Annotated in this window: 28 protein-coding genes; 20 read left to right on the top strand and 8 right to left on the bottom strand. The window is 74.8% G+C overall.

Features of this window, described 5'->3' with window-relative positions; all coding sequences use genetic code 11:
* Window positions 1-2: 2 nt before the first annotated feature.
* The 6 genes from IE106_RS12685 to IE106_RS12665 all read left to right on the top strand — a co-directional run bounded on the left by IE106_RS12685 (window position 3) and on the right by IE106_RS12665 (window position 4,234).
* Window positions 3-1,391 (top strand): hypothetical protein, encoded by a 1,389-nt coding sequence (locus tag IE106_RS12685; RefSeq protein WP_189533062.1) that lies wholly within the window; start codon window positions 3-5, stop codon window positions 1,389-1,391.
* A gap of 146 nt (window positions 1,392-1,537) precedes the next feature.
* The gene (locus IE106_RS12680) at window positions 1,538-2,227 is read left to right on the top strand and encodes an LmeA family phospholipid-binding protein (RefSeq protein WP_189533060.1); all 690 of its coding nucleotides are present in this window, start codon (window positions 1,538-1,540) and stop codon (window positions 2,225-2,227) included.
* 241 nt (window positions 2,228-2,468) lie between these two features.
* Window positions 2,469-2,552, top strand: a complete 84-nt coding sequence (locus IE106_RS30965; RefSeq protein ID WP_361657456.1) for a putative leader peptide — start codon at window positions 2,469-2,471, stop codon at window positions 2,550-2,552.
* A gap of 150 nt (window positions 2,553-2,702) precedes the next feature.
* Complete coding sequence (locus IE106_RS12675) at window positions 2,703-3,548, top strand: sulfurtransferase (protein ID WP_189533058.1); 846 nt, start codon at window positions 2,703-2,705, stop codon at window positions 3,546-3,548.
* A gap of 37 nt (window positions 3,549-3,585) precedes the next feature.
* Window positions 3,586-3,873, top strand: coding sequence for a DUF1416 domain-containing protein (locus IE106_RS12670; RefSeq protein ID WP_189533056.1), 288 nt, complete (start codon window positions 3,586-3,588; stop codon window positions 3,871-3,873).
* 97 nt (window positions 3,874-3,970) lie between these two features.
* A complete protein-coding gene (locus tag IE106_RS12665; protein WP_189533054.1) occupies window positions 3,971-4,234 on the top strand; it encodes a DUF3099 domain-containing protein in 264 nt (87 codons plus the stop codon).
* Window positions 4,235-4,843: 609 nt separating this feature from the next.
* Here the strand turns inward: IE106_RS12665 and IE106_RS12660 are convergent.
* The 3 genes from IE106_RS12660 to IE106_RS12650 all read right to left on the bottom strand — a co-directional run bounded on the left by IE106_RS12660 (window position 4,844) and on the right by IE106_RS12650 (window position 6,420).
* Window positions 4,844-5,140, bottom strand: coding sequence for a hypothetical protein (locus IE106_RS12660; protein ID WP_189533052.1), 297 nt, complete (start codon window positions 5,138-5,140; stop codon window positions 4,844-4,846).
* 221 nt (window positions 5,141-5,361) lie between these two features.
* Window positions 5,362-5,535, bottom strand: coding sequence for a hypothetical protein (locus tag IE106_RS12655; protein WP_189533050.1), 174 nt, complete (start codon window positions 5,533-5,535; stop codon window positions 5,362-5,364).
* Window positions 5,536-6,057: 522 nt separating this feature from the next.
* On the bottom strand, window positions 6,058-6,420 hold the full coding sequence (locus IE106_RS12650; RefSeq protein ID WP_189533048.1) for a DsrE family protein: 363 nt from the start codon (window positions 6,418-6,420) through the stop codon (window positions 6,058-6,060).
* Window positions 6,421-6,798: 378 nt separating this feature from the next.
* Between IE106_RS12650 and IE106_RS12645 the strand changes: the two genes are divergently transcribed.
* The 4 genes from IE106_RS12645 (at window position 6,799) to ygfZ (ending at window position 9,434) form a co-directional block, all read left to right on the top strand.
* Window positions 6,799-7,140 (top strand): hypothetical protein, encoded by a 342-nt coding sequence (locus IE106_RS12645; protein ID WP_189533046.1) that lies wholly within the window; start codon window positions 6,799-6,801, stop codon window positions 7,138-7,140.
* A 239-nt stretch (window positions 7,141-7,379) separates the two neighbouring features.
* On the top strand, window positions 7,380-7,952 hold the full coding sequence (locus tag IE106_RS12640) for a heme-binding beta-barrel domain-containing protein (protein WP_189533044.1): 573 nt from the start codon (window positions 7,380-7,382) through the stop codon (window positions 7,950-7,952).
* A gap of 38 nt (window positions 7,953-7,990) precedes the next feature.
* The gene (locus tag IE106_RS12635) at window positions 7,991-8,440 is read left to right on the top strand and encodes a Fur family transcriptional regulator (RefSeq protein ID WP_189533042.1); all 450 of its coding nucleotides are present in this window, start codon (window positions 7,991-7,993) and stop codon (window positions 8,438-8,440) included.
* Window positions 8,441-8,450: 10 nt separating this feature from the next.
* Window positions 8,451-9,434 carry a CAF17-like 4Fe-4S cluster assembly/insertion protein YgfZ gene (gene ygfZ, locus IE106_RS12630; RefSeq protein ID WP_189533040.1) on the top strand — a complete coding sequence of 328 codons (984 nt, stop codon included), beginning with the start codon at window positions 8,451-8,453 and terminating at the stop codon, window positions 9,432-9,434.
* 20 nt (window positions 9,435-9,454) lie between these two features.
* On the opposite strand, the gene dtd is transcribed toward ygfZ, so the two are convergent.
* Window positions 9,455-9,880: a D-aminoacyl-tRNA deacylase gene (gene dtd / locus IE106_RS12625; RefSeq protein WP_189533038.1), complete on the bottom strand. Its 426-nt coding sequence runs from the start codon at window positions 9,878-9,880 to the stop codon at window positions 9,455-9,457.
* A gap of 113 nt (window positions 9,881-9,993) precedes the next feature.
* On the opposite strand from dtd, the gene IE106_RS12620 reads away from it, so the two are divergent.
* Both IE106_RS12620 and IE106_RS12615 read left to right on the top strand, forming a co-directional pair.
* Window positions 9,994-10,674 (top strand): RsiG family protein, encoded by a 681-nt coding sequence (locus tag IE106_RS12620; RefSeq protein WP_189533037.1) that lies wholly within the window; start codon window positions 9,994-9,996, stop codon window positions 10,672-10,674.
* Window positions 10,675-10,821: 147 nt separating this feature from the next.
* Window positions 10,822-12,090, top strand: coding sequence for a GNAT family N-acetyltransferase (locus IE106_RS12615; protein WP_189533034.1), 1,269 nt, complete (start codon window positions 10,822-10,824; stop codon window positions 12,088-12,090).
* A 22-nt stretch (window positions 12,091-12,112) separates the two neighbouring features.
* Here IE106_RS12615 and IE106_RS12610 read toward each other — a convergent pair whose 3' ends face one another.
* Together IE106_RS12610 and IE106_RS12605 are read right to left on the bottom strand one after the other, a co-directional pair.
* Entirely contained in the window at window positions 12,113-12,865 is a 753-nt protein-coding gene (locus IE106_RS12610; protein ID WP_189533032.1) for an ABC transporter permease, read from the bottom strand.
* Entirely contained in the window at window positions 12,858-13,874 is a 1,017-nt protein-coding gene (locus tag IE106_RS12605) for an ATP-binding cassette domain-containing protein (protein WP_308427869.1), read from the bottom strand. The genes IE106_RS12610 and IE106_RS12605 overlap by 8 nt, the downstream gene beginning before the upstream one ends.
* Window positions 13,875-13,951: 77 nt before the next feature.
* Between IE106_RS12605 and IE106_RS12600 the strand changes: the two genes are divergently transcribed.
* The 5 genes from IE106_RS12600 to IE106_RS12580 all read left to right on the top strand — a co-directional run bounded on the left by IE106_RS12600 (window position 13,952) and on the right by IE106_RS12580 (window position 19,875).
* Window positions 13,952-14,713 (top strand): TetR/AcrR family transcriptional regulator, encoded by a 762-nt coding sequence (locus IE106_RS12600; protein ID WP_189533030.1) that lies wholly within the window; start codon window positions 13,952-13,954, stop codon window positions 14,711-14,713.
* Window positions 14,706-15,383, top strand: coding sequence for a TetR family transcriptional regulator (locus tag IE106_RS12595; protein WP_189533028.1), 678 nt, complete (start codon window positions 14,706-14,708; stop codon window positions 15,381-15,383). Before IE106_RS12600 ends, IE106_RS12595 begins: the two co-directional genes overlap by 8 nt.
* 47 nt (window positions 15,384-15,430) lie before the next feature.
* Entirely contained in the window at window positions 15,431-17,488 is a 2,058-nt protein-coding gene (locus tag IE106_RS12590; protein WP_189533026.1) for a HelD family protein, read from the top strand.
* A 117-nt stretch (window positions 17,489-17,605) separates the two neighbouring features.
* On the top strand, window positions 17,606-18,847 hold the full coding sequence (locus tag IE106_RS12585) for an ATP-grasp domain-containing protein (protein WP_189533024.1): 1,242 nt from the start codon (window positions 17,606-17,608) through the stop codon (window positions 18,845-18,847).
* A gap of 176 nt (window positions 18,848-19,023) precedes the next feature.
* Complete coding sequence (locus tag IE106_RS12580) at window positions 19,024-19,875, top strand: sulfurtransferase (RefSeq protein ID WP_229840308.1); 852 nt, start codon at window positions 19,024-19,026, stop codon at window positions 19,873-19,875.
* 90 nt (window positions 19,876-19,965) lie between these two features.
* On the opposite strand, the gene IE106_RS12575 is transcribed toward IE106_RS12580, so the two are convergent.
* Window positions 19,966-20,760 carry a DUF5710 domain-containing protein gene (locus IE106_RS12575; RefSeq protein ID WP_229840307.1) on the bottom strand — a complete coding sequence of 265 codons (795 nt, stop codon included), beginning with the start codon at window positions 20,758-20,760 and terminating at the stop codon, window positions 19,966-19,968.
* Between the two features lie 141 nt (window positions 20,761-20,901).
* Here IE106_RS12575 and IE106_RS12570 point away from each other — a divergent pair, with 141 nt between their 5' ends.
* The 3 genes from IE106_RS12570 to IE106_RS12560 all read left to right on the top strand — a co-directional run bounded on the left by IE106_RS12570 (window position 20,902) and on the right by IE106_RS12560 (window position 22,418).
* A complete protein-coding gene (locus IE106_RS12570) occupies window positions 20,902-21,303 on the top strand; it encodes a helix-turn-helix domain-containing protein (RefSeq protein WP_189533019.1) in 402 nt (133 codons plus the stop codon).
* 58 nt (window positions 21,304-21,361) lie between these two features.
* Window positions 21,362-21,958, top strand: a complete 597-nt coding sequence (locus IE106_RS12565) for a hypothetical protein (protein ID WP_189533017.1) — start codon at window positions 21,362-21,364, stop codon at window positions 21,956-21,958.
* Between the two features lie 130 nt (window positions 21,959-22,088).
* Window positions 22,089-22,418: a DUF2516 family protein gene (locus IE106_RS12560; RefSeq protein ID WP_189533015.1), complete on the top strand. Its 330-nt coding sequence runs from the start codon at window positions 22,089-22,091 to the stop codon at window positions 22,416-22,418.
* Between the two features lie 58 nt (window positions 22,419-22,476).
* Here IE106_RS12560 and IE106_RS12555 read toward each other — a convergent pair whose 3' ends face one another.
* Entirely contained in the window at window positions 22,477-23,724 is a 1,248-nt protein-coding gene (locus IE106_RS12555) for a PP2C family protein-serine/threonine phosphatase (protein WP_189533013.1), read from the bottom strand.
* Window positions 23,725-23,848 lie beyond the last annotated feature (124 nt).

Here is a 23,848-nt window from a genome sequence, read left to right as displayed (position 1 = left end):
GCATGAGCAGCGATCAGCAGTACCCGTACGACCCGCGCGCCCCGCGCGACCCGTCGCCGTACGCGGGCCGGCCGTACGGGGAGCAGCCCCCCGCGGCGCCGTTCCCCGCCGGCGCGGGCGCCGCGGACGCGGAGGTCGCGCAGACCTGGCAGGGCCAGACGTGGGACACCCACTACCAGCCGGCCGTCCGGCCGCAGCAGCCGCAGCCTCCCCGGATGCCGGACGACACGACGTACCTCCCGCCGCAGGGCCCGGGCGGCCACCCGGCGCCGCCGCAGGCCGCGTCGGGGCACCCGACCGGGTACGACGCCCCGACGGCGTACCTGCCGCCGGTGGCCGGCCACGACCCGGCGCCGTCGTACGGCCAGGCGGCCGCGCCGTCGTACGGTCAGGCGGTCCCCGGCCACGGTCAGGCACCGTCGTACGGCCACGCGGTCCCCGGCCACGGTCAGGCACCGTCGTACGGTCAGGTGGTCCCCGGCCACGGCCACGGATCCCACGCGGGGCAGCCCGAGGCCCCGGTCGCCACCGCGCCCGGCCCGGCGCCGGCGCCCGCCCCGACCACCGCGCCCGCCACCCCCGCGCCCGCCGGCGAGCCCGGGTACGGCGCGCCCACCACCCTCGGCAACGCCCGGATCACCGACGCCCAGCGCGCCCGCGCCGAGGGCCGGTCGCCGATCATCGACCCGGGCGTCCAGCCCGCCGGGCTCACCGCGCTGCTCGGCGTCCTCCTCGCCGGGGGCGCCGCCCTCGGCACGTACGTGCTGCTGGTCCCGCTGGTGCTGCTCCAGGCGGTCACCGCCGCCGGCTGGTTCCGGCTCAACGGCATGTGGCCCGCCCGCCAGGGCATCGCGCTGGCCTTCCTCGGCGGCGCCGTCGCGGACGCCGCGCTGCTCGCCACCGGCCGGGAGCACGCGCCCGCCGCGCTCCTCGGCACCCTCGGCGTCTGGGTCCTCCTCGTCCTCGTCCTCCAGCTGCGCAGCCACGCGGCGGCGGAGGAGCGGATGTACGGGCTGATGGCGACGGTCGTCTCCTCGGCGCTCGCCGTCGTGGCCGCCGGCTTCCTGGCCGCCGAGCCCGACGCGGTCGTCGTCGGCGCCCTCGCCGTCGCCGCCGCGGCGGTCGTCCGCGCCCTGCCGCTGCCCGGTGCCGTCTCCCTGGTGGCGGCCCTGGCGGCGGGCGCCGGCGCGGGGCTCGCGGCCGGCCAGCCGGCCGGGCTGGGCGCGCAGGCCGCCGTGCTGGGCCTGGCCGCCGGGGTGTGCGCGGTGATCGGCCTGCGGGTGGCCGCGTACGACTACCCGTCGCGGTTCGTCCACATGACGGCCGGCGTCGCCCTGCCGCTCACGGTCGCCGCGCCCGCCGTGTACCTGCTGGGGCGCGCGCTGGTCTGACCGTCCGGTCGGCCACGTCGGCGCCGTGTTGCGCCTGTGGCGTATGTGACGTGCGGGGTGCCCGGGGAACCAATGGGTGACCCCGTACGTCGATCATTCACGTCGTCGGGGGTCGGGCACCAACAGGGCGGGGGAAACACCGAACCATGCGAGCACTACGCACACTGCTGATCGTCGCCGTCGTCCTCGGCGGACTCTTCACCATCGCGGACCGGCTGGTGGTCGCCGCCGCCGAGTCGGAGGCGGCCGACCGGATCCGGGCCAGGCAGGGCCTGTCCGGGACGCCGGACGTGTCGATCCGCGGCTTCCCGTTCCTGACGCAGGTCCTCGGCAAGGAGCTGGACCAGGTCGACGTGGCCATGACCGGCGTCGAGGCGCGGGCGGGCGGGCGCACGGTCCGGGTCGGCGAGCTGCTCGCCGAGCTGCACGACGTACGGCTGGAGAACGGCTACTCGCGCGCGGTCGCCGCGTCCGCGACGGGCACGGCCCGCATCTCGTACGACGAACTGCGCAAGACGTCCGACAGCGACATCGCCCTCGGCTACGGCGGCAACGGCAAGCTGAAGGTCACCGGCAGCGTCGAGGTGCTGGGCCGGAAGCTCACCCGGAGCGTGCTGTCCACGGTGAGCGTCGTCGACGGCGACACGCTGCGGGTGCGGGCCGACGAGGTGCCGGGCGAGGGGATCCCGGGGATCGAGGAGCTGGTCCGCCAGAGGACGGACTTCGACCGCGAGGTGAACGGCTTCCCGGCCGGGCTGGGCATCCGGAAGGTGGAGGCCACCCCCGACGGCCTCAAGATCACGGTGACGGGCCGGAACGTGGTCCTGGCGGGCTGACCGGGCCCGTACGGCGCCCCGGACCGCCGGGCGCGGTGCCCCGGTGGCGGGGCGGTCCCGAAGTGCGGACCACATCGCGAGACGCCCCCGTCCGAACCCTAGACGAACTGCGGGAACGCCCCCGGCGAGACCGGCCCCGAGCCGCTCCCGGGGGCTTCGTCGTCCCACTGGGCGGATGTTCTCGTCTCACCATGCGACACGCCGGTGACACGGCCGCCTGTCCGTCCCTACGATCGGACCCATGATGAAGCGACAGGCGGACCTCACGAAGCGGCGGGCAGTAGACCTGTGCCGCGTCGCCGCCATGCTCTGTCGCACTGTCTGAGCGGGGCTCTCGCACCCCGCGTTCCCGGCCCCCTCGCCGTGGGGGCCTCCCGTGCGCCGTAGCCGCCCCGCACCCCCGTACGCGTTGAGCGCTCGGCGCGACCTGCCGTATCCGCATCCCGCCGCAGACTGCCCCGGAGGAGAAGACAGCATGAGCCGCAGCGACGTCCTGGTAGACGCCGACTGGGTCGAGGCCCACATCGAGGACCCGAAGGTCGTCATCGTCGAGGTCGACGAGGACACGTCGGCGTACGACAAGAACCACATCAAGAACGCCGTCCGGATCGACTGGAGGAAGGACCTCCAGGACCCGGTCCGCCGCGACTTCGTCGACCAGGAGGGCTTCGAGAAGCTCCTCTCCGCGAAGGGCATCGCCAACGACGACACCGTCGTCCTCTACGGCGGCAACAACAACTGGTTCGCCGCGTACGCCTACTGGTACTTCAAGCTGTACGGCCACGAGAGCGTCAAGCTCCTCGACGGCGGCCGCAAGAAGTGGGAGCTCGACTCCCGCGACCTGGTCGACGGCTCCGAGGTCCCCGACCGCCCGGCCACCGAGTACAAGGCCAAGGCCCAGGACACCTCGATCCGCGCCTTCCGCGACGACGTCGTGGCCGCCATCGGCAACCAGAACCTGGTCGACGTCCGCTCGCCCGACGAGTTCAGCGGCAAGCTCCTCGCCCCGGCGCACCTCCCGCAGGAGCAGTCGCAGCGCCCCGGCCACGTGCCGAGCGCCCGCAACATCCCGTGGTCGAAGAACGCCAACGACGACGGCACGTTCAAGTCGGACGAGGAGCTGACGTCCCTCTACGCCGACGAGCAGGTGGACCTGGAGAAGGACACCATCGCCTACTGCCGCATCGGCGAGCGCTCCGCGCTGACGTGGTTCGTCCTGCACGAGCTCCTCGGCCAGCAGAACGTCAAGAACTACGACGGCTCCTGGACCGAGTACGGCTCCCTCGTCGGCGTGCCGATCGAGCTCGGCCCCGCCAAGTAATTCCGCCCCACCCGCGACGCGTAAGGACAGGTACGACATGTGTGGAGCCCAGGCCGGCGGCCCCGACGCCTCCGCGATCAAGCCCGGTGAGACCACGATCCAGGGCCAGGTGACCCGCGACGGCGAGCCCGTGACCGGCTACGTCCGGCTGCTCGACTCGACCGGCGAGTTCACCGCCGAGGTCCCCACCTCCGCGACCGGGCAGTTCCGGTTCTACGCGGCGGAGGGCACCTGGACCGTCCGCGCCCTGGTGCCGGGCGCCACGGCGGACCGCCAGGTCGTCGTGCAGACGGGCGGCCTCGCCGAGGTCGCGATCGCCGTCTGACGCGGCGGTACCACCGAACGGCCGAAGGGCCGCACCTCCTGGGGGTTGGACGCTTTCCGGGACTTGAGGTGCGGCCCTTCGGTCATACCCTGGAGATGTGTACGCACGGCGCCGGCGCACCTATTTCGCGCTGATGGGCACCTGCCTGGCCCTCTTCGTCAGCGCGTGGTCCTTCGTGCGGCTGTGGTCCGTGGAGGCGGCCGTGGGGATGGCCTTCGCGGCGATGCTCCTGCCGCCGCTCGCCGCGTGGGCGGCGAACCGGCGCGGCCCGGACGACCGCTGGTGGGACGACCCCACCGGTGACCGGCAGTCCGACGAGTGGTGGGACGAACTGGACGGCAAGAGGAAGCCGGAGCCGTAGCGCGCCCCCGCGGGCGGACCCGACGGCACGCACCCGGCCGTCCCGTCCTGCACGGCCCCGCGCCCCGTCCTGCGCGGTCGCCCGTCGTGCGTAGCCGCTCGTCCTGCGCGGCCGCCCGTCGTGCGTAGCCGCCCGCCGTGCGCGGCCGCTCGCGGTGTGCGGCCGGACCCGCGGGTCCCGGCACGACGCGAAGGCCCAGCGCGCCCTTTCCGTACCGCTCCCTCGTGCCCGCCGAACCGCGGATCTCCCGCGGACCGGCGTCTCCGGCCGTGCGCCTTGCCGAGCGCTGCCGAATGTCGGTGGAGTGGACGGATGGTGCAGGGCGAGCTGGGCCTACCGTCGTGCTGACCGGACTAGCGGCTGTGTCCGGCCTGTCGAGCTGGTGGTGCTTCGTTGCCTCTAGGAGGAAGGCGGGGCCGGGTCCGACAGCCGGAGCGCACGGGCGCCCACGGCGGGTGAAGGAAGTGGACACCGCCGGAGCCGCGCGATATGCGTCTCAGTCATCGGGATCCACCCGGCCCGTCCGACCGCTCCGGACAGGATCCGAAGCGGACGGACTCCACGAGTGCTCGACGCCGCTGGTCGTGCCCGGGCGCCGAGCACTCATGATCAGCGGTACTCGTGGTGACCCTTGGGGACGACCACCGCGGTGGCGTGGGCGTTGTCCTCGTCCACGATGTGCACCGACTGGTGCTCCTCCTCCTTGACGTTCTCGGAGCAGTCGATGTTGTTGTTGGCGGACGAGAGGATCGGGATGTCGATGACCTCGACGACGTCGCAGCTGAGGATCTGCGTGTTGTTCTCGAACTTCGTCGTGTCGTCGTCGGCGGCCTGAGCGGTGCCGGCGGCACCACCAGCCACGGCCAGGGCGGCGAACGTGCAGGCGAGGGCGCTCTTGAGCTTCATCCTTCTCTTTTCCTTCTGATTCTGAGAGTTGTATGTCGTTGCGCCGACAGGGCGGAACGCCTGTGTGACTGATATTCAGTACCGGGTTCAACCGCAATGCCGGATTGTGGTCGCTTCTGCCATCAGGGCGCTCATGCCGTAAGGCATCAGTTCCGCTTTCCGGCATCACCAATCAGTAAAACGAAGCGCCACCCCGGGGGTTTTGCTCCGACCGGGTGATGTCAGTCCCGCACTTCGTGCTTGAAGCTGTGCTTCTGCACGGAGCGGTGGTTCTCCGAGCAGTCGATGTTGTTGTTCGCGGCGGAGGCGATCGGGATGTCCAGGACTTCCAGGCTGAAGCAGGAAAGAATCTGGGTCTCGTTGCTGAACTTGGGCGCCTCTTCTGCCTGCGCCACGCCACTGCTTCCGCCGGTCAGAAGTGCCGCGGCGGACAGAGAGAGTGCCGCGAATCCCTTTTTGCGCATGAGGACCTCCACCAGTCCTGGTCTCGTCGTTGGCACGTCCGTGGTGCCAGCGGGCCGGGAGAATTACCCACCCGCTTGGTTGAACGAGGGCAAGCGGGACGGGTCATGCCGCCATAAGGGTGGTGTGGTCGTCACGGGGCGGCGAAGAGACTGGGGAGACGGAAAAGCGGCGCCGGCCTGTCCGTGAGAAGGATTAAGAAAAACAGCAGGCCGGCGCCGCCGCTTCAGAGGCGAGGAGTGCCCCTCCGAAGGTGCCGAATCGGGGTCGCGCCCGCGGTCCAGGGAAGCCCGCGCATCCGCTGCCGCGTTTCGGCGCACTGTGCAACTCGTCGCGGCCGGGCAAGGTTCTCCGGCGTCACCCGGATGCACGATTACCGTGACAAGCGGCGGCCCCTTCGGAGCCGCCGCGCCGGTTGCCGGTCCGGCGGTACGCGCCGGCCGGGACGTCCGTCCTCAGTAGACGAGGGCCTGGACCCCGTCCTCCATGATCTCGCTCAGGAACACCTGGGCGCCGGCGATGCGCACGCCCTCGATCAGGTCCTCCTCGGTGATCTCCCGGCGGGCCGCGCACTGCGTGCACAGCGTGATCCGGCCGGCCGCCCGGATCGACTCGACCAGGTCGGGCAGCGGCGCGGCGTGCGGCAGCTCGAACTCGGCCGCCCTCCCCGGCAGCGCGAACCACGAGGACTCCCCGGTCAGCCACAGCGACACCTCGACGCCGCTGGCCGCGGCGACCGCCGCCACCGTGAACGCCTGCGAGCACCGCTCGGGGGCGTCGGCCCCGGCGGTCACCTTGATCACGAGCTTTTTCGCCATGTTCCGAACTGTAATGCGCGTGCGCACAGCCCCGATCTCCCTGCACATGCCAGTGGGTCGTACGGCCGAACCGGAACGCACACCCCAGGTCTCGTGGGGGGACTCCTCTCGGACGTGACCACCCGGCAACCGAAGCCCCCTCCCGGACCCGGCGGGTGCTCGGCGCCGTCCTCCCGGCGGTGCTGGTGCTCGGCGCGGCCGGCGGCGGGCCGGTGTACGCGAAGAGGACCGCCGACGGGGCGGACCGGACCGTGTCGACCGCGCTGTGGACGCGGGAGCGGCCGGAGCCCGGCGAGGACCCGGCCGGCGACGCGCCCGGAGCCGAGGCAGGCGCTCACCGGCCACTCCGCGCGCCGCGTCGCGGCCCGCGGCTGGACCATGCCGGACGGCACCGCCACCAGGGTCCACCTGCTGCAGTTCGACTCCGCGGCCTCCACCCGGGCCTTCCAGGACGAGGACCTGGGGTTCGGCGGCACCCCCGGCACGGCCCTCACGGGCGGCGCCCGCATGGGGAACGACCCGGTCCGGACCCTGCCCGACGAGACGGAGACGTCGTCGTACGTGTTCCGTGAGGTCGCCCCGTACGGCCCGGAGCGGACCCGGCAGGCGTACGCCGTCGCCGGCGACACCCTGGCGCCGGTCGTCCGGTCCCGGAAGGGCACGCTCGCGCAGGTGCCCTTCCCCCAGACGGTCGTCCTGCGGGACCGGCTGCTCGGCTGAGCCGGGTCCGGCGCACCTCACAGGAAGGGGCCGGGTCCCACCCATTAGGCTGGGACCCGGCCCCTTACCCAGCGCACCGTCCACCCGAGGAGCACCCCGTGCTTGAGGCTTTCTTCTCCGCCCTGCTGGTCCTGGTCTGCATCGGCGTCCTCGCCTTCGCCGGTCTGACCGTGAAGAAGCTGTACCAGGGCCAGCGCTGACCCCCCGCACCCGCACAGATCGCCAGGCAGCCTGACATCATGATCCAGATCCCGTCCGACCTGCACCCGGACCTCGTTCCCCTCGCGTTCCTCCTGGGCACGTGGGAGGGCGCGGGCGTCTCCGACTTCCCCGGCGCCGAGAAGTGCAACTTCGGCCAGTCCGTGACCTTCGGCCACGACGGCCGGGACTTCATCGAGTACACCTCCCGCACCTGGGTCCTGGACGCCGAGGGCAACAAGGTCCGCCCGCTGGAGAGCGAGAGCGGCTACTGGCGCATCGACAAGGACCGCAAGGTCGAGGTCGTGATGGTCCGCGACCAGGGCATCGTCGAGGTCTGGTACGGCGAGCTCGCCGACAAGAAGCCGCAGATCGACCTGGCGACCGACGCCGTCGCCCGCACCGCCGCCTCCGGCCCGTACAGCGGGGGCAAGCGGCTGTACGGGTACGTCAAGAGCGACCTGATGTGGGTCGGCGAGAAGGCCACCCCCGAGGTGCCGCTCCGCCCGTACATGTCGGCGCACCTGAAGAAGGTCGTCACGCCGGAGGAGGTCGAGGCCATGGCGAAGAGCCTGGGCGACCTGCCGGACGACGGCATCGCCTTCTTCAAGTAGGCCCGACGGGACCGGTCGGTGCTCCTACACTGGAGCGCGTGGTGAGCACCGACTGGCAGAGCGACCTTCGGCAGCGCGGTTACCGGCTGACGCCCCAACGCCAGCTCGTCCTGGAGGCGGTGGACGTGCTGGAGCACGCGACGCCCGACGACATCCTGACCGAGGTGCGCAAGACCGCCTCCGGCGTCAACATCTCCACCGTCTACCGGACCCTGGAGCTCCTGGAGGAGCTGGGCCTGGTCAGCCACGCCCACCTGGGGCACGGCGCGCCCACGTACCACCTCGCCGACCGCCACCACCACCTGCACCTGGTCTGCCGGGACTGCGAGGGCGTCATCGAGGCGGACGTGGCGGTCGCCGCCGAGTTCACCCGCAAGCTCCTCGACACGTTCGGCTTCGACACCGACCTGAAGCACTTCGCGATCTACGGCCGGTGCCGGGACTGCACGGAGAAGAGGCGGGCGGAGGCGCCGGAGGGCGAGTCGTAGGCTGGACGGCATGCAGCGACCTTCACCGACCAGCCCCCTGCTGTCCCTGCCAGGTGCCGTCCCCGCCGAGGGCCGGGACGAGGGTGTCGCCGCGCACTACGGCGACCCGTTCCGCGAGCAGCGCGCCCTCGCCGCGGGAAGCGGCCTCGTCGACCTCTCCCACCGCGGGGTCGTCACCGTCAGCGGCGAGGACCGGCTGAGCTGGCTCCACCTGCTGCTCACCCAGCACGTCAGCGAGCTGCCGCCGGGCCGCGCCGCGGACGCGCTGATCCTCTCCGCGAACGGCCACATCGAGCACGCCCTGTACCTCGTCGACGACGGCACGACGGTGTGGGCGCACGTGGAGCCCGGCACGCGGGAGGCGCTCCTCGCGTACCTGGAGTCGATGAAATTCTTCTACCGCGTCGAGGTCGCCGACCGCACGGACGAGACGGCCGTGGTCCACCTCCCGGCCGGGTCGGTCGCCGAGGTCCCGGACGGCGCCGTCGTCCGGGAGACCCCGCACGGCCGGGAGGTGTTCCTGCCGCGCGGCGAGCTGGAGGCGTACGCCGCCGCGCACGGCCCGCTCGCCGGGATCCTCGCGTACGAGGCGCTGCGCGTGGAGGCGCACCGGCCGCGGCTCGGCTTCGAGACCGACCACCGCACCATCCCGCACGAGATCGGCCTCATCGGCCGGGCCGTCCACCTCCAGAAGGGCTGCTACCGGGGCCAGGAGACCGTCGCGCGCGTCCACAACCTGGGGAAGCCGCCGCGCCGCCTGGTCTTCCTGCACCTGGACGGCAGCGAGGTGCACCTCCCGGCGCACGGCGCGCCCGTGCGGCTCGCCGCGGACGGCCCGGACGGGCGGCAGCTCGGCTTCGTCACCACGGCGGTCCGCCACCACGAGCTGGGCCCGATCGCCCTCGCGCTGGTGAAGCGGAACGTTCCGGTCGACGCGCCGCTCGTCGTCGCCGGGACGACGGCGGCGGCGCAGGAGCCGGTGGTGGAGCCGTAGGGCTCCGCGCCGGCCGGCGGTCAGACCTCGACGAGCACCGTGAACGGGCCGTGGTTGGTGAGCGAGACCCGCATCTCCGCGCCGAACCGGCCCGTCGCCACGGTCGCCCCCGCCTCCCGCAGCCGCGCCACGACCTCGTCGACCAGCGGCTCGGCCACGTCGCCGGGCGCCGCCGCGTTCCACGTGGGGCGGCGGCCCTTCCGGGCGTCCCCGTAGAGGGTGAACTGGGAGATCACCAGCAGCGGCGCGTTCACGTCCGAGCAGGACTTCTCGCCGTCCAGCACGCGCAGGCCCCACAGCTTCCGCGCCAGCTGCGCGGCCTTCTCGGGGGTGTCCCCGTGGGTGACGCCGACGAGGACGCACAGGCCCTCGCCGACGACCTCCCCGACGGTCTCGCCCGCGACCTCGACCCGTGCCCCGTCGACCCTCTGTACCACTGCTCGCATGCGTCCCAACTTACCGAGGGCCGAACGGGTGCACACGACTGCGCGCCGCATGCGGGAGTGGCACCATGCCTGTCAGGCGGTGCGCCTGAGCACCGGTCGAGGGGACGGAACACATGAGCACACCCGGCGCCGGGCAGCAGCCCGGCCCCACCACGGCCACCTGTGCCGGTCCGGCGTCCGAGCGGTCCCGTCCGCCGACCCAGCGGTCCGCCGCCGGGTCGCCCGCCGCCGGGGCGGTGACGACGACGGCCGGAACGGCCAGAGCCGTCGGGTTCGCCGCGCTGGAGGCCGTACGGCCGCCGGAGTCCACCGTGTCCCCCGACCTGAGAACGCTCCGCCTCGACGAACTGCGGGCGCTGCGGCGCGACTCGCACGCCGACGAGGCCGACCTGAGCTACGTGCGGCGGCTGTTGCAGGGCCGCATCGACATCCTCCGCGCGGAGCTGGCGCGGCGGGCGGCGCCGGAGGTGCCGGTGATGGACCGGCTGTCGGAGATCCTCGCCGACGCGCCGTCGGGCCGCCGCCCCGGCTCGGCCCGGCACATGACGCTGTCCACGCCGAGGAGCGAGGAGTACCGGCTGCTGGCGGCCGAGATGCTCGCCGAGGTCGAGCTGTCCGACCTCGACGCCCGCACGGACGTCGAACTCCACGAGGCGATGGGGCGGTTGGCCCGGTACGAGCAGGTGGTCTCCCGCCGCCGCCAGGAGCTCCAGCGCACGGCGGACGAGTGCAGCGCGGAGATCACCCGCCGGTACCGGGAGGGCGAGGCGCAGGTCGACGACCTGCTGGTGTGAGGAACCGGCCCGGGCGCGGGCCGTGCGGACCGGCGGCTTTTGACCGCCGGTCCGCCGCTTTCCGCCCCTGCCCCGCCCGGTGCCGGCCGGGCGGGCGGCGGGAAACCCCGGTGCGGCCGGGGCGGACGGGTGTCTAGCGTGGCCGCCATGACGCCCCACCCCACCGCCTCCGGCCCCCTCGCCCCGCGCGTCCTCACCGAGGACGACTACCCCGACTGGCTCCGCGCCCTGCGCACCGGTTTCCTGCGCCCGCCGACGCCCTCCCCGGAGGAGATCGCGGTGCGGCTGCCCTACCAGGACTTCCCGCGGATGCGCGGGGTGTTCGACGAGGGGCGGTGCGTGGCGACGTTCCGGTCGTTCGCGCAGGAGGTGACGGCGGTCGGCGGCGCCCCCGTGGCGGCGAGCGCCGTGACGAACGTGTCCGTGTCGCCGACGCACCGGCGCCGCGGCCTGCTCGGCCGGATGATGACCGCCGAGCTCGCGGAGGCGAGGGAGCGCGGTGACGTCCTGGCGACGCTGATCGCCGCCGAGTACCCGATCTACGGGCGCTTCGGCTTCGGCCCGGCCACCTGGTGCACCGAGTGGAAGGTGGACCTGCGCCGCGCCGCGCTGGACCCGCGCTGGTCCGGTCCGGAGGACGGCGGCCGTGTCGTCCTCGTCGACGGGGAGGCCGTCCGCAAGCTGGGCCCGGAGCTGTACGACCGGGCGCGGGCCGTGCGCCACGGCATGGTGAGCCGCGTGGTGCGCGACTGGGAGCACCTCACCGGCTGGAACAGGGGGCCGGACGAACCCTGGACGGAGCCGTTCCACGCGGTGTACCGCTCCGCGTCGGGGGAGGCGGAGGGGTACGTCACGTACGCCGCCGAAGGGACGTGGGACGAGGGCAGGCAGCCGCGGAACACGCTGACGGTGCGCGACCTGATCGCGGTCACCCCGGCCGCCGAGCGGGCGCTGTGGCGGTACGTGTGCTCGATCGACTGGGTGGTGTTCGTGCGGAGCGGCGACCGCGCCCCCGACGACCTGCTGCCGATGCTCCTCCCGGACCAGCGGGCCGCCCGGGTGATGACGCACGCGGACATGATGTGGGTGCGGATCCTGGACGTCGTACGGGCGTTGGAGGCGCGCGCGTACCGGGCGGAGGGGTCGCTGGTGCTGGAGGTGCGGGACGCCGCGGGGCCGGCCGGGGGCCGGTTCCGGCTGGACGCCTCCCCGGAGGGCGCCGCGTGCGCGCCGACGTCCGCGGCGGCCGACCTGGTGCTGGACGTGGCCGAACTGGGCGCGCTGTACCTGGGCGACGGGTCCGTGTCCCGGCTGGTGGCGCTGGGCCGGGTCGAGGAGCCGGTGCCGGGGGCGGCGGCGCGGGCGGACCTGCTGTTCGGGGCCTCGCGCCGGGCCTGGTGCCCGGACGTCTTCTGACGGCGGGTCCGGCGGGCCGCCCTCACCGGGTACGGGCCCGGAACAGCGCCCCCGACAGGGCCAGGGCCAGGGCCAGCAGCCCCGCGCACCACGCCAGCGCGACCCACGGGGCGTCGCCCACCGGCCGGTCCAGCAGCAGGCCCCGCAGCGACTCGATGACCGGCGTGACCGGCTGGTGCTCGGCGAAGCCGTGCAGCCAGCCGGGCATCGTGCCGATCGGGACGAACGCGCTGCTCGGGTAGGGCAGGAACATCATGAAGAAGGTGAAGCCGCTCGCCGCCTCCGGCGTGCGCGCCAGCAGGCCGGCCGCCGCCGACAGCCACGACACGGCCAGCACGAACGTGAACAGCAGCCCCAGCGCCGCCGCCCACCCGGCGGCCCCGGCCTCCGGGCGGAAACCGATCAGGAACGCGACGCCGACGACGAGCCCCGTCGACAGCAGGTTCCGCACGAGGCTCGCCCCGACGTGCCCGGCGAGGATCGGCGTCGCGCCCACGTCGAGGGAGCGGAACCGGTCGACGATGCCCGCCCGCATGTCCTCGCTGACCCGCACGGCGGTGGTGGACGCGCCGAAGCCGGCGCACAGCAGGAGGACGCCGGGCACGACGTACGTCACGTACGAGGTGCCGGTGCCGGTGTCGATGGCGCCGCCGAAGAAGTAGACGAACACCAGCATCAGCATCACCGGGAGCACCATCGCGGTGACGAGCGCGTCGGGGTTGCGGCGGCTGAGCCGGACGCCCCGGCCGACGAGGGTGAGGGTGGCGTCAGGCACGGGCGGGCTCCTTCGCGGTGGTGGCGCCGGTCAGCGCCAGGAAGACGTCGTCGAGGGTGGCGGTGCGCACCGCGAAGCGGGCGACGTCGGTCCCGTCGGGGTCCAGCGCGTCGAGCAGCGCCCGCACGGACGGGGCGCCGCCGTCGGTGGGCACGCCGAGGGTGAGGGACTCGGGGGAGCGGCGCGGACCGGGGTCGGCGGTGGGCGCCGCGTGCGCGCGGGTGAGCGTCCCCGCCTTCGCCGCGAGGCGCTCGTAGGCCGCCGCGTCCGTGGCGACGACGTCCAGCCGGTGGCCCGCCACGCGGGACTTGAGGGACTCGGCCGTGCCCTCCGCGACGACGCGCCCCCCGTCCATGACGGCGACGCGGTCGGCCAGCCGGTCGGCCTCCTCCAGGTACTGGGTGGTGAGGAACACCGCCGCGCCGCCCTCCGCCAGGTCACGCACGACCCGCCACAGCTCCTGGCGGCTGCGCGGGTCCAGGCCGGTCGTCGGTTCGTCGAGGAAGACCACCTCGGGTTCGCCGACGAGGCCGGCCGCGAGGTCGAGCCTGCGGCGCATGCCGCCCGAGTAGGTGCCGGCGGGGCGGTCGGCGGCGTGCGCGAGGTCGAAGCGCTCCAGCAGGGCGGTGGCGCGGCGGCGCGCGTCGCGGCGGGACAGCCCGGAGAGCCTGCCCATCATGCGCAGGTTCTCGGCGCCGGTCTGGAGGTCGTCGACGGCGGCGTACTGCCCGGTGAGGCTGATCGCGCGGCGCACCCGGGCGCGCTCGGCGACCACGTCGTGCCCGGCGACCCGCGCGCGGCCGCCGTCCGGCGGGGTGAGCGTGGCCAGGACGCGGACGGTGGTGGTCTTCCCGGCGCCGTTCGGGCCGAGGAGGGAGAAGACGGTCCCGCGCGGGACGCGCAGGTCGATCCCGTCGAGGACGCGGAGGTCCCCGTACGACTTGCGGAGGCCGACGGCCTCGATGGCGGTGGTGCCGGGCATGGCGATCCCCTCTACTGCGTATGACATACGCGTTACTGTGTAAGGGTTACGCATTACTAGGATGGGAGTCAAGCGGCCCGGGGTCCGGGCCGGAGGCAGGGAGGATGAGGCCGGTGGCGGACGCTGGTGGTACGGGGCTCCCGCCCGGCCTGGAGGCCGCCTGGGGGCTGCGCGAACGCCCCGCGAAGGGGCCCCGGCCCGGCCTGAGCGTGCACCGGATCGTGGACGCGGCGGTCGCCCTCGCCGCGTCGGAGGGGCTCGCGGCGGTCTCCATGGGGCGCGTCGCGAAGGAGCTGGGCGTCTCGACGATGTCGCTGTACCGGTACGTCGGCGCCAAGGACGAGCTGTACGTGCTCATGCAGGACGCGGCGATCGGCGCGCCCCCGGACCCGCCGCCGCCCGGCACCGGCTGGCGCGAGGGGCTGGCCCGCTGGGCGCGGGCGCAGCGGGCGGTGTTCCAGCGGCACCTGTGGCTGCTGCGCATCCCGGTCTCGGGTCCCCCGGCGACGCCGAACTCGGTGGCGTGGTGGGAGGCCGGGATGGAGGCGCTCGCGCCGACCGGGCTCGACGAGGGCGCGAAGATCTCGGTGGTGCTGCTGGTCGGCGGGTTCGTGCGCAACGAGGCCGGCCTGACGGCGGACCTCGCCGCGGCGATGAAGGCGACCGGTGAGACGCCCGAGCAGGTGATGGCCCGCTACGGCCGCACGCTGCGGCTGCTGGCGGACCCGCAGCGGTACCCGGCGGTGGCGCGGGCGCTGGAGTCCGGGGCCATGGACGGTCCGGACGACCCGGACCACGAGTTCCGCTTCGGCCTGGAGCGGCTGCTGGACGGGGTCCAGGTGCTGGTGGAGCGGACGGATGGCTGAGGCGGGTACGGGCGCCCCGGCGGGCGCGGGCGGTGCCGGGAAGCCGGGGGCCGGGGGCGGGCCCGGTCTGCGGGAGCGGAAGAAGGCGCGGACGTACCGGACCATCTCCGACACCGCCGTCGCGCTCTTCCTGGAGCGCGGCTTCGACCGGGTCTCCGTCGCCGAGGTCGCGGCGGCCGCCGAGGTGTCGAAGCCGACGCTGTTCCGGTACTTCCCGGCCAAGGAGGACCTGGTCGTCCACCGGTTCGCGGACCACCGCGACGAGGCCGCGCGCGTGGTCGCCGCCCGCGCGGAGGGCGTCGGGCCGCTGGCGGCCCTGCACCGGCACGTCCTCGACGGGCTCGACCGCCGCGACCCGGTCACCGGGCTGAGCGACGAGCCCTCCGTCCTCGCCTTCCACCGGCTGCTGTACGGGACGCCGAGCCTGGTCGCGCGGCTGTACGCGTACCAGGGCGAGTCCGAGCGGGCGCTCGCGGAGGCGCTCGGCGGAGGCGTCGGCGGGCGGCTCGCGGCGGGGCAGGTCGTCGCCGTGCTGCGGGTCCTGGCGGAGGAGAACTGGCGGCGGATCGAGGCCGGCGAGAGCGCGGACGCGGTGTACCCGGACGCGGTCGCGGCGGCGGACGTGGCGTTCCGGCAGCTGGCGGAGGGCCTCGCGAGTCACCTCCGCTGAGCGTTACTCGGTAAAAAAAGATACTCGGTTGCGTTATTCTCGGGGGAATGACGCCACTCGACCACGACCTGGACCGGGAACGGGCCTTCCACGACCTCTGCCGCGCCACGCTGACCCGCATGGCGGACGGCGCCGACGAACGCGTCGTCACCGGCGAGGACGTCTCCGCGTCCGGCGCCGACGCCGAGGACCTCGGCTTCCACCTGCGCAGCCACGCCAAGGAGCTCCGCGAGGAGCCGCCCGGACCGCTGTTCTTCGGCCGCCTCGACCACACCGACGGCCGCCGCCACCACATCGGCCGCCGCCGCGTCAGCGCCCACCCGGCCGAGCCGCCCCTCGTCGTCGACTGGCGGGCGCCCGTGGCCCGCGCGTTTTACCAGGCGCGGCCGGACGACCCCCAGGGCGTACGGGTCCGGCGGCGCTTCGGCTGGGCGCCGTACAGCAAGGGCGACTCCGCCGACCTGACGGGCCTGGAGGACGAGCACCTGACGGACCCGGCGGCCGGGACCGGAGCGGACGGTGGGTCCGGAGCGCGCGCCGGCGGGTTGCTCGCCGCCGAGATCGAGCGGCCGCGCGTGGGCCCCATGCGGGACATCGCCGCGACCATCCAGCCCGAGCAGGACGACCTCGTCCGGGCCCCGCTCGGCACGTCCCTCTGCGTCCAGGGCGCCCCCGGCACCGGCAAGACCGCCGTCGGCCTGCACCGCGCCGCGTACCTGCTGTACACCCACCCCCGGCGGGTCCAGCGCGCGGGCCTGCTCATCCTCGGGCCCAACCGGGCCTTCCTCGCGTACGTCTCCGAGGTGCTGCCCGCGCTCGGCGAGCGGGACGTGCGCCAGACCACCGTCGACGAGGAGATCGCCCGCACCGTCGGCCACGAACCCCGCGCCGAGGACACCGAAGCGGCGGCGGCCGTCAAGCACGACGCCCGCATGGCCGCCGTCCTGCGCCGGGCCCTCCACGCGCGCGTGGCGCCCCCGTCCGGGGAGCTGGTCGTGCCGGACGGCGCCTACCGCTGGCGCGTCCCGGCCGCCGAACTCGCGGTGCTCGTCGAGGAGGTGCGGGCGGAGGCCCCGCCGTACCTGGTCGGCCGGGAACGCCTGCGCAGCCGCGTCGTACGGGCCCTGCGCACCCGCGCCGAGCGGCGGGCCGGCCCGGTGGGCGCCGCCTGGGAGCGGCGCGTCGGGCGGTCGCGGCCGGTGTCGGCGCTGGTGGACGCCTGCTGGCCCGGGGTCGTCCCCGAGCAGGTGCTCGCCGAGGTGCTGGCCGACCCGCGCGACCCGGCGCTGACCGACGCCGAGCGCGCCGCGATCCGCTGGACCAGGCCCCCGCGCTCGTACCGCTCCGCCCGCTGGACGGCCGCCGACCTGGTCCTCCTCGACGAGCTGGCCGGGCAGCTCGAACGCGCCGCCGGGTACGGCCACATCGTCCTCGACGAGGCGCAGGACCTGTCGCCCATGCAGTGCCGGGCCGTCGCCCGCCGCACCTCCGCGTCCGGTTCGCTGACCGTGCTGGGCGACCTGGCGCAGGGCACCACCCCGTGGGCCGCCCGCGACTGGCGGGAGCAACTGGCGCACCTGGGCCGCCCGGACGCCCGGCTCACCGCGCTGACCGCCGGCTACCGGGTGCCGGGCGCCGTCGTGGACCTGGCCAACCGGCTGCTCGGCGCCCTGCGCGTGGACGTGCCGCCCGCGCGGTCGGTCCGGCGGGACGGCGAGGTGACCGTACGGGCGGTGACCGACCTGGAGGCGGCGGTGGTGGACGCCGTGCGGGCGGCGCTCGACCGGGAGGGCTCCGTCGGCGTGGTCGTGGCGGACGCGGCGCACGAGCGGTTGCGCGGCGTACTGGAGGCGGCCGGCGTCGCGACGGGGCACCCCGGGGACGTGGCCGCCGGCGCGCCGCGCGTCACGGTGGTGCCGGCCGGGCTGGCCAAGGGCCTGGAGTACGACCACGTCGTCCTCGCCGAGCCCGCCGCCGTCGCGGACGCCGGGCCGCGCGGCCCGCACCGGCTGTACGTGGCGCTCACGCGCGCGGTGTCCCGGCTGGACGTCCTCCACGCCCGGCCGCTCCCGGCGGAGTTGGGCGGGGGCGCCGGGACGCCGTGACCGGTCGGCCCGGGCGCGCGCACGGTGCCGGGGCGGGCGCCCGGCCGCTACGATCACCCCCGTGGAGTGGGGGGACGGACGCCGCGCCCGCCGTGCGCGCGCCCCGGAGCGGGCGCCGTGACGCTCGTGGTCCTCGGCGCCGACGGAGCGGTCGCCCGCGCGGCGGCCACGCTGCCCGTCGACGTCGTCCACGTACGGCTGCCCGGCGCGGCTCCCCTCGACGCGCCCGCCGCCGCGCACCACGCGGTCGACTACCAGCACGGCCCGACGTTCCTGGCGTTCGTCGACGAGGTGCTGCGCCCCCTGTCCCCGGCCGCCGTCGTCTCGCTCACCGAACTCGGGCTCGAACCGGCGGCCGTCGCGGCGCGGCGCCTCGGCGCGGCCGGGGTGCCCCCGGAGGTCGTACGGGCCACCCGCGACAAGCTGGAGATGCGGCGCGTACTGGAGCGGGCGGCCCCGCACCTGAACCCGCCGTTCGCGGCCGGCGACGACGCCGAGGCGGTGGCCCGGCTGTTCGGCGGGGGCGGCGGGGGCGGCGGGGGTGCCGGGGGTGCCGGGCACGGTGGTGCGGGTGCGGGTGCGGGTGCGGGGGCGCCGGTCGTCGCCAAGCCGATCGCGGGCACCGGCAGCAACGCGGTCGCGCTCCTCCGGTCGGCGGCGGACCTGCCGGAGGACCGCAGGACCGGGGCCACCCTGCTCGAACGGTACGTCGGGGGGCGGGAGTTCAGCGTCGAGACGCTGTCCTCGGGCGGACGCCACACGTGCCTCGGCATCGCGGAGAAGCACACGCAGGGCGAGGCGTGCGTCGAGGTCGCCCACCTGATGCCGGCGCCGTCGCTGGACGCGGCCGGACGGCGGCGCGTGGAGCGGGCGGTCGCGGAACTGCTCGACGCGGTGGGCCTCACGGACGGCCCGGCGCACACGGAGGTCAAGGTCGACGGCGCGCGCGTGACCGTCATCGAGACGCACAACCGCCCCGGCGGCGACGGCATCCCCGACCTCGTACGCCTCACCCGCGGGATCGACTGGCGCCGCGCCGCGCTGGGCTGGCCGGTCGGCGAGGGCCCGCGCGAGGAGCCGGACGGGGCGGTGGCGGCCGCGGCGGCGACGGTGTTCGTCACCGCCCCGCCGGGCCGGGTGGCGGCGGTCGCCCCGAGGCCCGCCCCGACCGCGTGGCGGCTGGAGCACTGGGACCTCCCGGTGGAGCCGGGCGACCCGGTCTCCCCGCTCCGGTCGTCGGCGGACCGGCTGGGCATGGCGGTGCTGACGGCGGACGGCACGCGCGCGTGCGCGGACGCGGTCGACGAACTGAGGTCCCGGACGATCGTGACGACGACCCCGTCGGAGGAGGACGCATGACCACCCCGGAGCAGGAAGCCGGACGGAACCCCCGGCCCACGGAAACCACAGGAGCAACAGTGGCCGCGGAAGGCACCGAAGCAGCAGAGGTCGTGGGAGGCACGGAAGCAACAGAGGCCGCGGGAGGCGCGGGAGCCGCTGGGGCCCGGCACGTCACGGCGGCCGGGGGCGCCCCGGTGGCCGTCCCGGGCCCGCTCGTCACCCCCCGGTGGCTGGGGGAGCGGCTGGGGACGGCCGGACTGGTCGTCCTCGACGCCTCGGTGGGCGCGCACCGGGACGTCGGGCGGCGCGTGCCCGGGGCACGGCGCTTCGACATCGACGGCGCGCTGTCCGACCACGACGCGCCGCTGCCGCACACCGCGCCGGACGCCGCCCGGTTCACGGAGGCGGTGCGCGACCTGGGGGTGGACGACACGAGCACGGTCGTCGTGTACGACGCGGCCGGCCTCCACTCCGCCGCCCGCGCCTGGTGGATGCTGCGCGCCTCGGGCTTCGACCGGGTCGCCGTCCTGGACGGCGGGCTGCCCGGCTGGGCCGCGGCGGGACTGCCCGTGGAGGACGGCCCCCCGGCCGCCGCGGCCCCGGTGCGGGGCGGGTTCACGGCGCGGCCGCGCGAGGGGTGGCTCGTCGGGAGCGCCGCCGTCGCGGCCGCCCTCGCGGACCCGGGCGCGGTCGTGCTGGACGCCCGTACGCGCGGCCGCTTCGCCGGGACGGAGCCCGAGCCCCGTGGCGGACTGCGCGGCGGCCACATGCCCGGCGCGGTGAACCTGCCGTTCGGGGACCTGCTGGACGGGGCGGGGCGGATGCGCCCTCCGGCCGAGCTGCGCGAGCTGTTCGCGCCGCTGGTGGGGGAGGGGTCCAAGCGGCTGCTGTTCAGCTGCGGTTCGGGGGTGACGGCCTGCGTCCTGGCACTGGGAGCGGAGCTGTCCGGGTACGGGGACCTGGCGGTGTACGACGGCTCGTGGAGCGAGTGGGGGCGGCCGTCGGACCTGCCGGTGGTGACGGGCGGGGCGGCCCCACGCCCCTGACCGCACCGGACGGCGACCCGGGGTGGCCAGGCCCGGGAGGGGCCAGGCCCGGGACCGGTCAGGCCCAGGACCGGTCAGGCCCAGGACCGGTCAGGGCCTGGGGCGGTCAGGGCCCGGAGTGGCCGGACCCCGCCCGTACCCCCGGGCGTCCCGCTCCGGACCGGGCCGGCGGGGCGCCGCCGGGCGGCCACCGGAACGCAGCGTCTCCTCGGAGACCCGGGCGCGGCCCCCCGCCCCGGGAGGCGGGGCGAGCGTGATCCCGGCGTCGGTGAGGATGCCCAGGTCCAGCTCCCAGGTGACCAGGGAGCGCTTCTCCCACACCGCGAAGGCGGCCTGGACGTGCTGCCGGGCCTGCACCTCGGTCATCCCGGTGACCTTCACCAGGTGGGCGAACGCCTGCGCCTCGACGCCGCGGACCTGTGCGTAGCCGTAGTGGGTGACCGTGTGGCAGTCGGTGCACAGGCAGACGAGGCGCCTGAGGGTCTGCACGCGCGCCGCCTCGTCGAAGGTCCAGCGCTCGTGGGCCTCCAGCCACCGCCTCTGCTCGCGGCTCTCGGCGGCCCCGCAGATCTCGCACCGCTGCCCGGCCCGACGGGTGATCATCCGGCGGAGCCGTTCCCAGTCCTTCGCGTCCACGCAGGAGCGGACGTTGGTGAACCAGCAGGTCCGCGGCACCAGATCGACGAACAGGCCGCTGCCGAGGCTCCGGTCCTCCCCGGGCAGCAGGTCGGGGACGTCGGGCGCGGCCGCCCACCGCTCCAGCTCCGCCATCCCCGGGCGCGGCGCGTACCAGCGCCGGGCCGCGGGATCCCACCGGGCCCCGCCCTTCTTCGCCTCGTCCTTCTCGGCGAACGGCACGTCCAACCAGAGGCGTTCGACTGCCATGGCTCCCCTCCCGACGGTCGTCTCCGCCCATGCTGGCACGGGACGCCGCGGGGCGGGCAGCGGTGGCGGGGACGTCCGGGGTGTGTAACCGTGGCAAGCATGTGCTTGCAATTGTTAGCGAGAGTGGGGCAGCATCGGGGTATGGCATCGCTCAACGTCGGCAACCTCGGCGAGTACCTGCGCGAGCAGCGGCGCACCGCGCAGCTGTCGCTGCGGCAGCTCGCGGAGGCGGCCGGGGTGTCGAACCCGTATCTGAGCCAGATCGAGCGCGGGCTGCGCAAGCCGAGCGCGGAGGTCCTCCAGCAGGTCGCCAAGGCGCTGCGGATCTCCGCCGAGACCCTGTACGTGCGGGCCGGGATCCTCGACGAGCGGGACCGCGAGGAGCTGGAGACGCGGGCCGCCGTTCTCGCCGACCCGTCGATCAACGAGCGGCAGAAGCAGGTGCTGCTCCAGATCTACGACTCCTTCCGCAAGGAGAACGCGCTCGACACGGGTGGCGGCACCGGCGATGCCGGAACAGGCGCAGGATCCACCGAACTCTGACCCCGCGGCGAACCCGCGCTCGCGCGCGACGACCCGCGACATGGGAGGACCACAGACCATGGCCATCATCGACGAACTGCGTACGCCCCTCTACTTCGCCGCCGGTACCGCCGACCTCGCCGTGCAGCAGGCCCGCAAGATCGCCGCCGAGGCCCCGTCCCGGCTCGACGCGGTGCGCAACACCGACCCGAAGGAAGTCCAGGAGAAGGTCACCGCGCAGGCCAAGGAGGCCCAGGCGACGCTCCAGACCAAGTTCGTCGAGCTGGTCGACGGCCTCGACACGGACCTGAAGAAGCTCGGCGAGACCGCCCAGGGCCTGGCCCTGCGCGGCGTCGGCATGGCGGCCGAGTACGCCGTGAAGGCCCGCGAGACGTACGAGAAGGTCGCCGAGCACGGCGAGCAGGCCGTCCGGGCGTGGCGCGGCGAGGCCGCCGAGGAGATCACCGAGATCGCCATCGCCGTCGAGCCCGACACCGCCCCGGAGCCCAAGGCCGCCAAGGACGACAAGGCCACCGGGGCCGGCGGCACCGGGAAGGCGGCCGGGGCCGAGGCGGACGCCGACGCCCCCGCCAGGACCGCCGCCGAGCGGAGGGCCTCCACCCGCAGGGGCACCACCCGGAAGACCACCTCCTCGGGCACCACCGGCGAGAAGTGAACCGAGGCGTCCGGCCGGGCCCGGTGCCTCACCGGCGTGCGGCCCGGCCGGGCACGTTCACGGTTGTCGGAGCGTTGTACGGGTACCTTGGCCGCGAGGCGCTCCACCCACCTGACAGGCGGTACTCACCATGCTGATGTCCGGCTTCAACTCGCTGCTCGGGCTGCTGTCCCTCGCGATGCTCGCGCTCGCCGCCGTCGCGCTGGTCCTCGCCGTCCTGGCACGCGAGGACGCCTACCGGGCCGCGGACAAGCAGACCAAGCCGTTCTGGTTGATCATCCTGGGCGTCACGGTCGTCGTGAACCTCTTCCCGATCCTCCTGGTCCTCCAGCTCGCCGGACTCGTCGCGACCATCGTCTTCATGGTGGACGTCCGCCCCGCCCTGCGGCAGGTGTCGGGCGGCGGCCGCCGCGGCTCCAGCAGCGACGGCCCGTACGGCCCCTACAACGGCGGCCGCTAGCGGTCCCCGGGCCGTCCGCCGACAGGCCGTCGGCCGACGGGCCGGAGCGGCCGGCCCGTCAGCGGGCGGCCCGGTCCAGGAGCAGGACCGCCACGTCGTCCGTCAGCTCGCCGTCGTTCAGGTCGCGGACCTCCGCCACCGCGGCCTCCAGCAGCTCCTCGCCGACCAGCCCCCGGGCCAGCTGGCGGTTGATCATGTCGACCATGCCCTCCTGGCCGAGCCGGGGCGAGCCGGGGCCCGCCGAGCGGCCCTCGATGAGGCCGTCGGTGTACATCATCAGGCTCCACACCCCGCCCAGCTCCACCTGCCGCCGCGGCCACCGCGCCCTCGGCAGCACGCCCAGCGCCGGGCCGCCGTCCTCGTACGGCAGCAGCCGGGCGCCCTGCGCGGGGCGGGCGACGAGCGGCGCCGGATGGCCGGCCAGGCACAGTCCGGCCCGCCGCCCGTCGGGCTCGATGTCCACGGTGCACAGGGTCGCGAAGATCTCCTCGTTCTCCCGCTCGTGCTCCAGGACCTGCTGCAGCGTCGACAGCAGTTCGTCCCCGCACAGGCCCGCGAACGTCAGCGCCCGCCACGCGATGCGCAGCTCCACGCCGAGCGCCGCCTCGTCGGGGCCGTGTCCGCACACGTCACCGATCATCGCGTGCACCGTGCCGTCCGGGGTGCGCACCGTGTCGTAGAAGTCCCCGCCCAGCAGGGCGCGCGAGCGGCCCGGCCGGTAGCGGGCGGCGAACCGCAGGTCGGAGCCCTGGAGCAGCGGCGTCGGCAGGAGCCCGCGCTCCAGCCGGGCGTTCTCCTGGGCCCGCAGCCGCGATTCGGCCAGCTTCACCTGCACCGAGTCGGCGCGCTTGCGCTCCACCGCGTACCGGATGGCCCGGCTCAGCAGCGGCCCGTCCAGCTCCTCCCGGAACAGCCGGTCCTGCGCGCCCGCCCGTACCGCCTCCGCCGCCAGCTCCGCGCGCTCCGACCTCGCCAGGACGAGCACGGCGTGGCGCGGGGCGACGCGCAGGACGTGCCGCAGCACGGACAGCGGGTCGTCGCCGCGCCGCGCGTCGGCGGGCAGGTCGAGGTCGACCAGGACGCAGTGCACGTCGTCGGTGAGCAGCCGCTCCGCCTCCGTGAGGTTCCGGGCGGTGCGTATGCGGACGCGGCCGCCGGCGGCGTCGACCAGCTCGGGGACGGTGAAGGTGCCGGCCGGATCGTCCTCGATCACCAGCAGGGTGAGGTCACCGTTCGACACGTCGAGCGTGTTCACCCTCTGTCGCTGCGCGGGCACGGGTGCGGGCACAGGCGCGGGTACGGGCATCGGTTCGGGTTCCTTCCCTCCCCCCGAGGGTGCGGTGGAGCGTCGGACGACGCCCCGCCGACGGGGACCATAGCGGCACCCGGCGTCCGAACGGAATGGCGACCCGCGAAGAGTCTGTGGCATA

The sequence above is a fragment of the Streptomyces roseolilacinus genome (assembly GCF_014649335.1).
In the GTDB taxonomy this organism is placed as follows: domain Bacteria; phylum Actinomycetota; class Actinomycetes; order Streptomycetales; family Streptomycetaceae; genus Streptomyces; species Streptomyces roseolilacinus.
This window is presented reverse-complemented; position numbering and strand designations above follow the sequence as displayed.

Bases quoted from the DNA above. Each gene is read 5' to 3' on its own strand.
- IE106_RS12685 (WP_189533062.1), top strand. From the start codon at position 3: ATGAGCAGCGATCAGCAGTACCCGTACGACCCGCGCGCCCCGCGCGAC.
- IE106_RS12680 (WP_189533060.1), top strand. From the start codon at position 1,538: ATGCGAGCACTACGCACACTGCTGATCGTCGCCGTCGTCCTCGGCGGA.
- IE106_RS30965 (WP_361657456.1), top strand. From the start codon at position 2,469: ATGATGAAGCGACAGGCGGACCTCACGAAGCGGCGGGCAGTAGACCTG.
- IE106_RS12675 (WP_189533058.1), top strand. From the start codon at position 2,703: ATGAGCCGCAGCGACGTCCTGGTAGACGCCGACTGGGTCGAGGCCCAC.
- IE106_RS12670 (WP_189533056.1), top strand. From the start codon at position 3,586: ATGTGTGGAGCCCAGGCCGGCGGCCCCGACGCCTCCGCGATCAAGCCC.
- IE106_RS12660 (WP_189533052.1), bottom strand. From the start codon at position 5,140: ATGAAGCTCAAGAGCGCCCTCGCCTGCACGTTCGCCGCCCTGGCCGTG.
- IE106_RS12650 (WP_189533048.1), bottom strand. From the start codon at position 6,420: ATGGCGAAAAAGCTCGTGATCAAGGTGACCGCCGGGGCCGACGCCCCC.
- IE106_RS12645 (WP_189533046.1), top strand. From the start codon at position 6,799: ATGCCGGACGGCACCGCCACCAGGGTCCACCTGCTGCAGTTCGACTCC.
- IE106_RS12640 (WP_189533044.1), top strand. From the start codon at position 7,380: ATGATCCAGATCCCGTCCGACCTGCACCCGGACCTCGTTCCCCTCGCG.
- ygfZ (WP_189533040.1), top strand. From the start codon at position 8,451: ATGCAGCGACCTTCACCGACCAGCCCCCTGCTGTCCCTGCCAGGTGCC.
- dtd (WP_189533038.1), bottom strand. From the start codon at position 9,880: ATGCGAGCAGTGGTACAGAGGGTCGACGGGGCACGGGTCGAGGTCGCG.
- IE106_RS12620 (WP_189533037.1), top strand. From the start codon at position 9,994: ATGAGCACACCCGGCGCCGGGCAGCAGCCCGGCCCCACCACGGCCACC.
- IE106_RS12615 (WP_189533034.1), top strand. From the start codon at position 10,822: ATGACGCCCCACCCCACCGCCTCCGGCCCCCTCGCCCCGCGCGTCCTC.
- IE106_RS12605 (WP_308427869.1), bottom strand. From the start codon at position 13,874: ATGTCATACGCAGTAGAGGGGATCGCCATGCCCGGCACCACCGCCATC.
- IE106_RS12600 (WP_189533030.1), top strand. From the start codon at position 13,952: ATGAGGCCGGTGGCGGACGCTGGTGGTACGGGGCTCCCGCCCGGCCTG.
- IE106_RS12595 (WP_189533028.1), top strand. From the start codon at position 14,706: ATGGCTGAGGCGGGTACGGGCGCCCCGGCGGGCGCGGGCGGTGCCGGG.
- IE106_RS12590 (WP_189533026.1), top strand. From the start codon at position 15,431: ATGACGCCACTCGACCACGACCTGGACCGGGAACGGGCCTTCCACGAC.
- IE106_RS12575 (WP_229840307.1), bottom strand. From the start codon at position 20,760: ATGGCAGTCGAACGCCTCTGGTTGGACGTGCCGTTCGCCGAGAAGGAC.
- IE106_RS12570 (WP_189533019.1), top strand. From the start codon at position 20,902: ATGGCATCGCTCAACGTCGGCAACCTCGGCGAGTACCTGCGCGAGCAG.
- IE106_RS12565 (WP_189533017.1), top strand. From the start codon at position 21,362: ATGGCCATCATCGACGAACTGCGTACGCCCCTCTACTTCGCCGCCGGT.
- IE106_RS12560 (WP_189533015.1), top strand. From the start codon at position 22,089: ATGCTGATGTCCGGCTTCAACTCGCTGCTCGGGCTGCTGTCCCTCGCG.
- IE106_RS12555 (WP_189533013.1), bottom strand. From the start codon at position 23,724: ATGCCCGTACCCGCGCCTGTGCCCGCACCCGTGCCCGCGCAGCGACAG.